Source organism: Microvirga medicaginis (assembly GCF_052658925.1).
This window is the reverse complement of the sequence record NZ_JBQWEL010000019.1, coordinates 12,973-25,710: the sequence shown is the minus strand read 5'-3', so window position 1 is coordinate 25,710 and position 12,738 is coordinate 12,973. Positions and strand designations below refer to the sequence as shown.

At 59.0% G+C, this 12,738-nt stretch carries 13 protein-coding genes; 6 read left to right on the top strand and 7 right to left on the bottom strand.

All coding sequences use genetic code 11. The features are described 5' to 3' along the window. Positions 1–15 precede the first annotated feature (15 nt). Positions 16–1,134: an SDR family NAD(P)-dependent oxidoreductase gene (locus ACUXUR_RS20410; RefSeq protein WP_445504193.1), complete on the bottom strand. Its 1,119-nt coding sequence runs from the start codon at positions 1,132–1,134 to the stop codon at positions 16–18. Continuing rightward, the gene (locus tag ACUXUR_RS20405) at positions 1,131–2,243 is read right to left on the bottom strand and encodes an NAD-dependent epimerase/dehydratase family protein (RefSeq protein WP_445504192.1); all 1,113 of its coding nucleotides are present in this window, start codon (positions 2,241–2,243) and stop codon (positions 1,131–1,133) included. The genes ACUXUR_RS20410 and ACUXUR_RS20405 overlap by 4 nt, the downstream gene beginning before the upstream one ends. 425 nt (positions 2,244–2,668) lie before the next feature. On the opposite strand from ACUXUR_RS20405, the gene ACUXUR_RS20400 reads away from it, so the two are divergent. From ACUXUR_RS20400 to ACUXUR_RS20375, 6 genes are read left to right on the top strand one after another with little or no spacing between them, the layout of a single operon-like run. Next, positions 2,669–3,757: an inositol-3-phosphate synthase gene (locus tag ACUXUR_RS20400; RefSeq protein ID WP_445504191.1), complete on the top strand. Its 1,089-nt coding sequence runs from the start codon at positions 2,669–2,671 to the stop codon at positions 3,755–3,757. Between the two features lie 13 nt (positions 3,758–3,770). After that, positions 3,771–4,370, top strand: coding sequence for a histidine phosphatase family protein (locus ACUXUR_RS20395; protein ID WP_445504190.1), 600 nt, complete (start codon positions 3,771–3,773; stop codon positions 4,368–4,370). Beyond that, positions 4,367–5,476: a CgeB family protein gene (locus ACUXUR_RS20390; RefSeq protein WP_445504189.1), complete on the top strand. Its 1,110-nt coding sequence runs from the start codon at positions 4,367–4,369 to the stop codon at positions 5,474–5,476. Before ACUXUR_RS20395 ends, ACUXUR_RS20390 begins: the two co-directional genes overlap by 4 nt. 1 nt (position 5,477) lies before the next feature. Next, the gene (locus tag ACUXUR_RS20385; RefSeq protein ID WP_445504188.1) at positions 5,478–6,290 is read left to right on the top strand and encodes a sugar phosphate nucleotidyltransferase; all 813 of its coding nucleotides are present in this window, start codon (positions 5,478–5,480) and stop codon (positions 6,288–6,290) included. Positions 6,291–6,298: 8 nt separating this feature from the next. Next, positions 6,299–7,072 carry a TIGR04290 family methyltransferase gene (locus ACUXUR_RS20380; protein WP_445504187.1) on the top strand — a complete coding sequence of 258 codons (774 nt, stop codon included), beginning with the start codon at positions 6,299–6,301 and terminating at the stop codon, positions 7,070–7,072. Then, complete coding sequence (locus ACUXUR_RS20375) at positions 7,069–7,995, top strand: glycoside hydrolase 5 family protein (RefSeq protein ID WP_445504186.1); 927 nt, start codon at positions 7,069–7,071, stop codon at positions 7,993–7,995. Before ACUXUR_RS20380 ends, ACUXUR_RS20375 begins: the two co-directional genes overlap by 4 nt. A 96-nt stretch (positions 7,996–8,091) precedes the next feature. Here the strand turns inward: ACUXUR_RS20375 and ACUXUR_RS20370 are convergent, their stop codons facing one another. From ACUXUR_RS20370 to ACUXUR_RS20350, 5 genes are all read right to left on the bottom strand, one after another. Further along, a complete protein-coding gene (locus tag ACUXUR_RS20370; RefSeq protein WP_445504185.1) occupies positions 8,092–9,120 on the bottom strand; it encodes a Gfo/Idh/MocA family protein in 1,029 nt (342 codons plus the stop codon). Continuing rightward, complete coding sequence (locus tag ACUXUR_RS20365; protein WP_445504259.1) at positions 9,117–10,073, bottom strand: MDR/zinc-dependent alcohol dehydrogenase-like family protein; 957 nt, start codon at positions 10,071–10,073, stop codon at positions 9,117–9,119. The genes ACUXUR_RS20370 and ACUXUR_RS20365 overlap by 4 nt, the downstream gene beginning before the upstream one ends. Before the next feature lie 194 nt (positions 10,074–10,267). Beyond that, positions 10,268–10,561: a hypothetical protein gene (locus tag ACUXUR_RS20360; RefSeq protein WP_445504184.1), complete on the bottom strand. Its 294-nt coding sequence runs from the start codon at positions 10,559–10,561 to the stop codon at positions 10,268–10,270. 79 nt (positions 10,562–10,640) lie between these two features. Continuing rightward, complete coding sequence (locus ACUXUR_RS20355; RefSeq protein WP_445504183.1) at positions 10,641–11,102, bottom strand: hypothetical protein; 462 nt, start codon at positions 11,100–11,102, stop codon at positions 10,641–10,643. A 97-nt stretch (positions 11,103–11,199) separates the two neighbouring features. Further along, complete coding sequence (locus tag ACUXUR_RS20350; protein WP_445504182.1) at positions 11,200–12,738, bottom strand: SpoVR family protein; 1,539 nt, start codon at positions 12,736–12,738, stop codon at positions 11,200–11,202.

The following is a 12,738-nucleotide window of genomic DNA, read 5'->3' as shown; positions in this document are numbered from 1 at the left end:
TGCTCGATGCGCATCTCATGACAGAATAACAGCCTCCTGAAGGCGAGGGCTTGGGCGAATTGCGCTAGCAAGTCCCCTCTCCTCCTGCAGCCATTGCGCCAGGACCGTCACGCCCTTGCGCCACGGTGTCGGCGGATTCAATCCAAGCTCACGCGCGATCTGACGCGTGTCGGATACGTAATAGCGCTGATCGCCCGCGCGCCAATCGGAGTAGTGCGTCTCTACGGAGCGGCCGATGACATCCTCGATATGGACGAGAAGCTGCCGCAGGCTGATCGCATTCGACGGCCCGCCACCGAGATTGAAGGCGCGTCCTCGAACAACATCGATGTTCTTCCAGGCCGCCACATAGGCGTCGACTGCATCGGATATGTTAAGAATATCGCGAACCTGACAACCATCACCGTAAATGGTGATCGGCTGCCCCTCGAGGGCACGAATCAGGAAATGGGCCACCCACCCCTGATCTTCCGTTCCCATCTGGCGCTGGCCATAGATGCAGCTCATGCGCAGAACGCAGGTCGGAATGCCGTAGGAGCGTGCATAATCCAGCACGTATTGATCGGCCGCGCCCTTGGAGCAACCATAAGGCGTGTGGAAGTCGAGAGGACGCGCCTCACCGATTCCGGCGTCGCGAATGGCAGGGTCACGCGGCACGTAAGAATCGTTCGTCATGTCGAGTTCCACATCGGCAAGGTCGCCATAGACCTTGTTGGTGGACGCAAAGACGAGAGGCACCATCTCGTTGCGCCTGCGCAGTGCATCGAGCAGGTTCAGCGTGCCGCGAATGTTGATCTCAAAGTCTTCGCGAGGATCGGCAAGGCTCGTCGTGACTGCCACTTGCGCGGCCATGTGAAACACGGCCTGCGCTTCGGATGTCGCATCAGCCACAGCCGTCTCATCGCGAATATCGCCGATGACGGCGGATATCTTCGCCGGATGCCGCTTCTTCAGCCAATCCAGGTTTCGATCAACTCCAGGGCGCGCCAGGGCGTCATAGACGAGAACGTCATGGCCCTCACTAGCAAAGCGATCAGCCAGATTCGAACCGATAAATCCCGCGCCGCCTGTCACCAAAACGGGGCGGCGGCGAAGAATAGCCGGTGCGCCAGTCTTTGAATCCGCGTCTTTCATGCGACAAGACCTCGTGCTTCGAGCTCCTTGCGGGCCTCCTGAACAAGATCCTTGGCCTCCTGATGAGCAACCCATTCGGCGAGCTCGGCCAGCCCTTCCGAAAAATCCTTCTTCGGCTTGTAGCCTAGCTCCTGTCTGATTTTCGTGATGTCCGCGATACAGTGCCGGATGTCGCCAATGCGCGCCTTGCCGGCAATCTCAGGAGCAATCGGCTTGTTCATCGCTTTAGCCAGAAGTTCGGCCACTTGCGAAACCGTGCGGTCCACACCGCTTCCTACGTTGAAGACACCACCCGGAGCCTTTTCATGCTCCAGTGCCAACACGAAAGCCTGCGCCACGTCTTCCACATGCACAAAGTCACGGCGTTGCTGGCCATCTTCGAAGATCATCGGCGGCTGCCCGTTATGAAGTCGCGATGCGAAGATGGCGAGGACACCGGTATAGGGGTTGGAGAGGGCTTGGCCCGGACCATAGGCATTCCACAATCGGAGCGCCACACCTTCCATGCCATAGGCGGGACAGAGGGTGAGCGTCAGGCGCTCCTGCACATATTTCGAGAGTGCATAGACGGATGCGAGCGCCGGCTTTTTCCACTCAGGCGTCGGCACCGGCACGAGCGGACGCCTCTGCGCATCCAACGGGTCCCAAGGATCGCTCTCGCTGGTGCGAGGGACACGCACCGCATCTTCCATGATGTTCCCATCGGCATCACGGTAAAGGCCCTCCCCATAGACACTCATGGATGAGGCGACGACAACACGCTTTACAGGGTTGTCGATAAGCTGCTGGAAAAGCACCGCCGTGCCGTAATCATTGACAGAGACGTAGCGGTCGACCGCGTACATGCTCTGGCCAACCCCGACTTCGGCCGCGAGGTGAACCACCTTCGTGGCTCCCTTGAGCGCCTTCAGGATCGCGGTCTCGTCACGCACATCGCCGACGATGACCTCCACTTCCGGATCGAGGCTGTCGACCTGGGTCTTATCGCCGTGAACCTGCTCAATGAGGCTATCGAGCACGCGAACACGATGTCCACGCTCCAAGCAGGCTCGCGCAATATAACGGCCAATGAAGCCAGCGCCGCCAGTAATGAGGATCGTATCCGTCACGAGAGGTCTCCGGATCGGTTGAGAGCACGGTGCCAGAACTTGAGACGGAGAATCCTGCCCCTCCGGCTGGAGAAGCGACGCGGGACATGCGCATTTTCCAGGCGGACGCAGGGCTTCAGGGCAAAGCACGGCGCGTGGCGGCCGCCCTAATCATCCCTCTCATAGCTTGGCATTTCACGGAGCAAACGCTCCATCATCATCTTTGTTCCTTAAACCCGGACCTTGGCCGTTCAGACCTATCCCTAGCTTGGACACGTATTCCTGAAGACAAGAGCCTCGAACCGAGAATCGTTCAGGGAACAACAAACACTTTTGCTGCGTTGACGGCCAAGCTTCGGGGAAGCGACCGAGCCTGCTGCGTGCCGCCTGTGCCGGAATATGACCGGGAAATGGAGCCAGCGAAGGCCTTATCAAGGAGATCCGTCATGAGTTCACGAAAGGTCCGCGTCGGGATTGTCGGCGTCGGCAATTGCGCCTCATCCTTCGTGCAGGGTCTTTCCTATTATCGGGATGCCAAGAGCAACGAACCCATTCCTGGCCTGATGAATGTTGAGCTTGGCGGTTATCATATCAGCGATGTGGAGATCTCCGCAGCCTTCGACGTGAATACCTTGAAGGTGAAGCGTGATGTCTCCGAGGCAATCTTTGCCGAACCCAACAACACACAACGCTTCGCCGCAGTCCCTAAAAGCGGCATCATTGTCAATCGCGGCAAAACCCTTGACGGCCTTGGCAAGTATCTGCGCGACGAGATCGAGGAATCACCGGAAGACGAAGCGGACGTCACTGAAGTTCTGCGCCAGTCCAAAACGGATGTGCTCGTCTCTTACCTTCCGGTCGGATCACAGAAGGCAACCGAGTGGTATGCCGAGCGCGCTCTGGAGGCAGGATGCGCATTCGTGAACTGCATTCCTGTCTTCATCGCATCGGACCCTGAATGGCGAAAGCGCTTCGAGGATCGCGGCCTTCCAATCGTGGGTGACGACATCAAGAGCCAGGTTGGAGCCACGATCGTGCACCGCGTCCTCGCCAACCTGTTCCGGGAGCGCGGTGTGCGTCTCGACCGGACCTATCAGCTCAATTTCGGTGGCAATACGGACTTCCAGAACATGCTCGAGCGTGAGCGTCTGGAATCGAAGAAGATCTCCAAGACGCAAGCCGTGACGAGCCAGCTCGATATTCCTCTTCCTCCAGAAGATGTGCATGTCGGTCCCAGCGATCACGTGCCGTGGCTCACGGACCGCAAGTGGGCCTATATCCGCATGGAGGGCACATCCTTCGGCGGCGTTCCGCTGAATGTGGAGCTGAAGCTCGAAGTCTGGGACTCGCCCAATTCAGCCGGCATCGTCATCGATGCCGTGCGTTGCGCCAAGCTTGCCATGGACCGCAAGATCGGCGGAGCGCTCACCGGACCGTCAAGCTACTTCATGAAGTCCCCTCCGCAGCAGTTCACGGACAATGAGGCACGCGAGAGAACTATTCGTTTCATCGAAGGTGTTGACGAGGAAGCCTGAGGAGACGCCTGGCGTGACCACCACTTTTTTCCTCGTTCGCCATGCAGCCCATGACAGAGTGGGAACGGTGCTGTGCGGCCGGATGCCAAACGTGACGCTCGGCGACCTGGGCAAGGCGCAGGCACGCAGTCTTGCGGAGCGCTTTGCGAATGAGAACGTGGCGTGCATCTGCACGAGCCCGCTCGAAAGAGCCGTCGAGACGGCAGAACCCATAGCGGCCTGTCTAGGCAGGCCCCTCGAACGATCTGAAAGCATCGCTGAGATCGACTTCGGTGCTTGGTCGGGCAGAAGTTTCGACGATCTCTCCGACGATCCGCGCTGGCATGCCTGGAACAGCAGTCGCAGCACCAGTCGCCCACCCGAGGGGGAGACGATGCTGGAGGCGCAGGCACGTGTCGTCCATGCCATGGAGCAATGGCGAAATCTTTATGCTAAGCGCTCCGTCATTCTTGTCAGCCATAGCGACGTGATCAAGGCGGCTCTTCTCTACCATCTCGGCATGCCGATCGACGCCTATTCCCGCTTCGAAATTTCACCCGCTTCCATCAGCACGCTCGCCGTCGGCGACTGGGGCTCAAAAGTTCTTCGCATGAACGAGGTGATCGCCGCATGAAGCTGGTCGTGTTCGGGCTCACCATCTCCTCCTCCTGGGGCAACGGACATGCCACTCTTTGGCGGGGCCTGTGCCGGTCGCTCGCGCGTCAGGGGCACCAAGTTGTCTTCTTCGAGAAGAACGTATCCTATTACGCCTCCAACCGCGACCTTTTCGCGATCCCGAGTGGCGAACTCGTTCTCTATGACAGCTGGGGCACGATCAGAGACCGTGCGAAGACCGAACTGGCCGATGCCGACGCGGCGATGGTGACCTCTTACTGTCCGGATGGGATCGAGGCTACGGATCTCGTCCTCGATGCGCCGCGTGTGGTGCGAACCTTCTACGATCTCGATACGCCCGTCACCTTCTCAAAGCTGCAAGCCAAGGAGCCGCTTACCTATATCGGCTCGCGGGGTCTGGGCGAGTTCGATTTAGTCCTCAGCTACACAGGTGGTGGTGCCCTGGAGAAGCTGCAATCCGAGCTTGGGGCGCAGCGCGTTGCGCCTTTGTATGGGCACGTCGACCCGGATGTCCATCACCCCATCTCCCCGATCTCTCACTATGTCTCCGATCTCTCCTATCTCGGCACCTATGCCGCTGACCGGCAGACAGCTCTGCAACGGCTCTTCATCAATCCGGCGGGCATTCGCCCGCAAAGGCGCTTTCTGATCGGCGGCGCGCAGTATCCGGATGACTTCCCGTGGCAACCGAACATTCACTTCGTGCGTCACTTGCCACCATCGGAACATCCAGCCTTCTTCTCGTCATCACGATTGACCCTCAATATCACGCGCCAGGCCATGGCTGAGATGGGATGGTGCCCTTCGGGACGCCTCTTCGAGGCCTCGGCCTGTGGCGTTCCTATCCTCTCCGACGATTGGGAGGGTCTCGACAGCTTCTTCGAACCTGGCAGCGAGGTCCTCATTGCACGCACGACCGAGGATGCAGTCGCCGCCCTCGATCTATCCGATGCCGAGCTGCAGCGCATCGCACGCGCGAGCCGCGAACGCACGCTGGCGGAGCACACGTCCGAACATCGTGCTCGCGAGCTTGAGACTCTGCTGGCGAGCACCAATTCTCTCTCGCCACCGACCGGGAGACCCACCGCTATGATGGAGGCCTAAGATGTGGGGTATCATACCCGCAGCCGGACTCGGCAGCCGCATTCAGCCTTTGGCCTTTTCCAAGGAACTTCTCCCTGTCGGAAGTCGGCTCGACAACGGCGTGGAGCGCCCCTGCGCCGTCAGCGAATATCTCGTGGAGCGCATGATCTATGGCGGAGCGGACAAGATCTGCTTCGTCATCTCTCCCGGCAAATCCGACATCATGGAATATTACGGCGCGAGTTATGGTAGCGCCTCCATCGCCTATGTCGTTCAACCCCAAGCAAGCGGCTTATGCGATGCGATATTCCAGGCAACGCCGCTCATTCCGCCGAATGAGAGAGTGATCGTCGGGTTGCCCGATACCGTCTGGTTCCCTGAAAAAGCCCTGACGGAGCTGCCCGAGGACCAGCTCTCATTCCTCCTCTTTCCTGTCGATAATCCGCAGGTCTTCGACGCCGTCGTTCTGGACGAGGCCATGCAGGTTCAGGAAATCCAGGTGAAGCGGGAGGATGCTTCATCCCAATGGATCTGGGGTGCTTTCAAAATGCCTGGACACCTTCTTGAAGTGCTGCGTCAGCTCTGGCTTTCCCGCGATTGCCGGGATGAATATTTCGGTACGCTCGTCAACGCTTATCTGGCACAAGGTGGGAAGGCTCTTGGCGTCAAGGCGGGAGAATCCTATGTCGATGTGGGAACCTTGCACGGCTATCGCTCCGCCATTGGCCTTTTGAGCGAGGCCGCCCAGCACGACACCATCACCGGCGCACGCGTCGCCCTTGGCTGGCCAGCAGGGCGCATGCCCCGCGGTCTTCATGATTTGAGCAGGGAGTAATTTTTGCGATGAATGCCATGGACCCCTTATCTCCCGACGAGATCCGCAAGAAAGCCGAAGCGCTCGGACCCTGGTTTCACAACATGGAAATCAGAGAGGGCATATGGACAGCCCCCAACCACTTCCTCGGCAATTATCCTGCCATCAAGTGGAAGAACTTTTCCGACGCGATCCCACAGGACCTGGCGGGAAAGAGTGTCCTCGACATTGGCTGCAACGGCGGTTTCTATTCGATTGAGATGAAGAAGCGCGGTGCCGCACGCGTTCTCGGCATAGACTTCGACGACACCTATCTTGCCCAGGCGCGCTTCGCAGCCGAGGTCACAGGACACGATATCGAATTCCGCAAGCTCTCGGTCTACGACCTTGGCCAGTTGGCTGAGACGTTCGACGTCGTGATTTTCATGGGCGTCCTCTATCACCTGCGCCACCCCCTCCTCGCGCTTGATCTGATTCATGAGCACGTGGCCAAGGACATGCTGGTGTTTCAGTCGATGCAACGTGGCTCGAGCGAGACGATGACCGTGGAGGAAAATTACACCTTCTGGCAGACCGATCACTTCGATGATCCACGCTATCCGAAGATGCATTTCATCGAGCATCGCTATGCCGACGATCCCACGAACTGGTGGGCGCCCAATGCGGCTTGTGTCGAAGCCATGCTCCGCAGCGCCGGGTTCAAAATCGTCGAGCATCCGGAATCCGAAGTTTATATTTGCCGTCGCGTCGATGCACCGCCTGGAGCGGGAGCAGTCTACCCGGCTCAAAGGAGAACCGCATGATTGAGGCAGCAATGATCTGGAATGAGCCGAACAACAAGTCCCATTGGGACCCGGAAATCGATCCAGATTGGCGGCTCTTTTCCGAGATGGCGATCGCCGCAAGCCAAGCGATCAAGGAGGCGAACCCTAACCTGCCGCGCGTGCTCGGCGGCATCTCTCCCATCGATCCAGGCTTCATCAACAACCTGAAGGAGCGCGGTGCTCTCGATCACATCGACGTGGTGGCGGTTCATGGCTTTCCGCTCGACTGGAACCTCTGGCAGATCCATGAATGGCCCGCGAAGATTGGTGAAATTCGCGCTGTCACCGACAAGCCCATCTGGGTGACGGAGGTCGGCATCTCCACCTTTGGCGCCGAGGAGGTGCAAGTCTGGGGCTTGAACCGGACGGCGGAATTGCTCATCGGTCAGGTGCCCAAGATTCACTGGTACAGCCTTTTCGATCTCCCCCGCGCTTGGGAAGCGACGACGCGCCATCGCGAGGCTGAAGGTTCGTCCTATTACCGGCACTTCTACATGGGCCTTCTGCGTGAAGACGGCACACCGAAGCCAGCGCTTGAGGAATACGCGAAAGTGGCATCGCAGATGGGTCTTTGCCAGTGGTTCCACTTCGAGGATCACCGCCTCGATGATGCCGTCGCTTGGATGAAGCGTCTTGGCGTGAAGTATCTGCGCACGGGTCTTTCCTGGGCCGACAGCTTCCGCCCCAACGCTCTCGATTGGTTCGACCGCCAGATGGAAGCGCTTGCGGATTTCGACGTGACGGTCACTTTCTGCTTCACGCCGGAGCATCGCGGGATCGCCCCGCATCACACCAGTCCGCCGCAGGTCAAAGAGGAATTCGCGGAATTTTGCGCCAGCATGATCCGGCGATATGCGCCTCATACGGAAACGCCCGCGCGAAAGATTCTTGAGACGCTCTGATTTCTCTCTTCACGGCACCCACAACGGAAATGCGAGCCAAAGAGAAAGGCGGCTGAAGTCTCAGCCGCCTGACTTATTTAGCTTTCATTAAAGCATCTACCGGCCATAGATGCGGTCCAGCACATGGGCCACGGTAACAAGCTCCTCTACAGCAGGATCGAAACGCTCGCCGGCCGCTAATCGGGATGCCCAATCAGCGGCAGCACGTCCACCCCACTCATCCGGCGGCATCGTGAGCGTCTCGCGCGACGTGCCCCAATAGCGCTCCGTCGTGAAGTCATAGAACGAGCCATTCGCGTTGCGCATCGAGACACCGCCTTGCGTTCCGTAGAACGTTGCGGAGATGATGGCATCACACCCGGCCTGCAGCTTCCAGGAGCATGCAAGCTGAACCACGGCACCGGTCTCCAGCTCTACAGTTGCGACCGCGTAGTCCTCGACTTGGGATCTGGTGTCCTTGAGCGGCGCACCGCCCGAAAAGAGCTTTCCAGAGACAGAGCCCACGCCTGGATTGTTCAACGCCCACAGGGCAAGATCGACCAGGTGAACTCCGAGATCCATGACGCAGCCGCCACCGGAGAGTGCAGGATCATAAAACCATGACTTGTCCGGGCCATAGGCGTTGTGGAAGACGAGGTCGACCGCATAAATATGGCCCAGTTCACCGGAATTGATGATCTCGCGGATGCGGCGCATGCCATCGGTGAATCGGTAGGAGAGATCGACGCAGAGCAGGCGGTCGGCCTTGCGTGCGGCGTCGACCACCGCCTGAGCCTCCCCTGCGTTGCGCCCCAGCGGCTTCTGACAGAACACGGCAACACCACATGCCAGAGCCTGGATCGATTGCTCGGCATGCATAGCGCTGGGTGTGGCGATGACCAGGCCATCAACACCAAGGTCGATGATGTCATCGAGCGATGAGACGAGTTTCGCTTCCGGCGCCAGCTTTCCTGCCTCTGCTGCCATATCAGCCGAAGGGTCGGCAATGGCGGCGACATCGACAGATCCCGTACCCAGGATGGCCTGCATCCGATGCCTGCCGATCCAGCCGACGCCGAGAAAGCCAAGGCGCGGACGAGCCAAGGCCGTCTCTGAAGATGAATTGAAGAGGGCCTGCTGCGTCATCGGAAGGTCACCAGTGCTTTGAGGAAACCATCCGGCCGATCGCGGGTTGCGTTGAGCGCCTCATCCAGGCGATCCAGCGGATAGGTGTGCGTATAGAGCAAGCTCGGATCGAGACGTCCCGACGCGATGGCGTCAATTGCCTCGCGTAAGCCCTGCATATAGATCTTAGGATCTCGTTCGTGAGCATTGATCACGTCGAGCCCGCGCCAGTTCCACAGCCACATATTGACCTGACGCGGACCATCCTGATGATAGCCGGCCACAATCAGCCTGCCGCGCTCCCGCGTCAGCTCGGCGGCAAGATCGAGCGGCCATTGCTTGCCCACCGCTTCGATCACGCGATCACAGAATGCACCATCGGTGAGCTGCTTCACCCTCTCGATAATAGCGTCGTGATCCTCCATCGGGATCACGTCGTCTGCCCCCATCCGGCGCGCAAGATCGAGCGAGAAAGGACGGCGCGAAATGGCGATCACCCGCGCCCCGGCATCTTTGGCGAGCTTGGTAAGGATTGCGCCGAGAAAGCCGATACCGATGATCGCGATTGTCTGCCCGGCCTCGATCTCGCTACGGCGGAGAATGTTCATGGCGCAGCCGAGAGGTTCGCCCGGGAAGGGCTGGCCGGAGAGAGCGTCCGGCAGACGCGCGACCGAATCGACATCGGCAATGTCGTATTCCGCATAGGATTTGTAGGTGAGAGCCGCGACCCTATCGCCGACAGATACCTCTTCGACACCCTCTCCGATCGCATCGACGATACCCCAGGCCTCGTGCCCAAGCGCACCTGGCTCGGTGGGAAACTGCATCCAGTCCGGCCCGGCCCAAGGTGTGAGATTCGAAGCGCAGACGCCACATCCCTCGAGACGAAGGCGCACCTGTCCTGGACCGGGGTCAGGCAGCGCCACCTCTTTGATCTCCATTTGTCCGGGGCCGGTGAGAATGGCCGCCCGCATGGTCCGCTCAGCGTTGCGGGACCCGCCCGCAACGCTCTCGCCGCCTTCGGCGGAAGCGGCAAATGCGTCGTTGCTCAATGGCTTATCGTTCAACAAGTCTTCATCTCCACCTCTATGTCCGAGCAAGTAGAGACAGGGTGAGAGACTTCAAGGCTTGGCTGTTTCAGTGCGGGTTTCGAAGGGGCGACATGAACTCAGGCGTCGGAGTTTTCCTGCCTCTGCTTTTCGGCGACATAGCGCATGCGTGCCTCGCTATCAGGCACCAAGCCCTGCACAGCACACCACCGCGCAAAGGATGACGGCTCGATCAGGATGCGGACGATTTCCAGGCCAGCCTGCCGTCCGACACTTTCGTTGTTCTCGGCTGCAACGAGCCACTGCTCGTAAGTCGGAGCAAGGTTGTGGCGGTCTGCCATCATCTCGCGAATATCAGGATAATCCTGGCGGCTGTACCACGGCAGACCGATTTTTCGGTTCTCTTCCTGCACGTAAATTTTTCCGTGAAACGGCAGGCATCGAGCCCTCGCGTCCCACTAAAGAGCAAGGGTTCGATGCGGTCTTGGATGGTTAGCTCAACAGGTAGAGCACCGCAGGAACCGCGACCATAAGGCTGATGGAGGTGACGACCATCAGACGATGATCGGGGTTGGCAATGCGGCGAACTTTCCTTGCGGTCACGCCTGCTTCCATGCTCCAGCCATTCATGCAGGAGCAGAGGAGCCGATGAGCCGAGCGTTCTGAGAGGTCGAAATACTCCATGGCATCGCCCAGCCTGTCGCCCTTAAGCCCATCTGCACGCAGGATCGGATCCTCGTATGCGACTGTGATAGGGGATTCGTCTGACCTCAGCTCAGGTCGTTTCTCTTCGGGCGTGAACTCGATCTCACCCAAGGAGCGAAGTCGCCGTTTCGGCTGACGTTCCAACAATTCGGCCCAACGCTCAAGCCGCTCTCGCCGGGACAGGAAACCTTGCTTGAACTCATGTACCTCAGCAACGCCACGCAGTGTCTCTACAGGCTTATGTTCCATCGGTGTTCTCCGCAATGGGAGCCGGCCCTGAAGCCAAGGCCAAGCCCTGGGAGAGTGATGATGAAACGAGTCATAGGCTTTTTTGCGTCAATACCGATCAAAAAAGCGTCTCATGAGGATGGGCCACATGCTCTTGGAAGACGGCGCCCGTCGTGGCCTCCACCTCCTTGAGTACGACGTCATACCCCCAAAGGTTCGCGATCATCTGCAGGACGCGTTGCGTATCGTCCTTGTGCAGCAGAGTGCGGTTGAGGACATTGTGATGGAGAATGAGGCGGCGGTCTCCCGTGAGATCCACGTCGATCACTTGGATATCGGGGTCGCTCCAACCCACATCGTATTGGCGCGAGAGTGAGCGGCGCAGACGTCGGTAACCGCGCTCGTCATGGATCGCTTCGATCACCAGCTCCGGCCGGTCAGGATCATCCACCAGATGGAACATACGCCATTGCCGCATCAGGTGCGGGCTCAAGAACTGCGAGATGAAGCTCTCGTCCCGATAATTCGCCCACACGTTCCGCAGGACGCCCATCGTGTCGTCGCATCCTGCGATATCCGGAAACCACAGCCGATCCTCGGCTGTCGGCTGTGTGCAGATCCGCTCGATATCCTGCATCATCCCGAAGCCGAGGGCATAAGGATTGATGCCTCCATAATGCGGATCGTCATATTCCGGCTGCCGCGTGACATTGGTATGCGACTGCAGAAATTCGAGGAAAGCGCCGTCACTAATCTGCCGCGTCTCGTGCAGCCGGGTCATGATACGATAGTGGCAATAAGTAGCGCACCCCTCGTTCATCACCTTGGTTTGGCGCTGCGGATAGAAATATTGCGCGATCTGGCGAACGATGCGCAGGATCTCGCGCTGCCACGGCTGGAGGCGCGGCGCGGATTTCTCCAGAAAGTACAGGATGTTCTCCTGCGGCAGCTCCAGAAGAGCGCGCCTGCGGTCGTCGCTTAAAGCAGGTTTGGTGACGCCTCCCTTTGAAGGGACGGTGCGCCATAGATCATTGAAGGTCTGTTCTTGATGGATCTGGCGCTCCCGTTCGCGCCGTTCCTCGGAGCGCAGATCCGGCCGCTTCTTGCGGGGATAACGGTGAACGCCGTGAGACATGAGCGCGTGGGCCGCATCAAGCACCTTCTCGACCGCGCTCTGACCATAGCGCTCCTCACAGCGGGCAATGTAGCTCTTGGCGAATTCCAGGTAATCGAGGATGCCGTCCGCATCCGTCCATTCCTTGAAGAGATAATTGTTCTTGAAGAAGTGGTTATGGCCGAAGGCAGCATGGGCGATCACCAGCGTCTGCATCGTCGCCGTGTTCTCCTCCATGATGTAGGAGATGCACGGGTTCGAGTTGATCACGATCTCATAGGCGAGACCCATGAGCCCCTGCCTGTAGCCAGCCTCATGCGTGGCAAAGCGTTTGCCGAAGGACCAATGCTTATAGAACAGCGGCATGCCGATGGAGGCATAGGCGTCGAGCATCTGCTCGGCCGTGATCACCTCTATCTGGTTGGGATAGACATCGAGCCCCATCTCGCCGACGGCAATCTGCTCGATGGCATCGTAGACACGCTGGATAGCGCTAAAGTCCCAATCCGCGCCATGAAACAGCAGGGTGTCTTTGTCGATCAT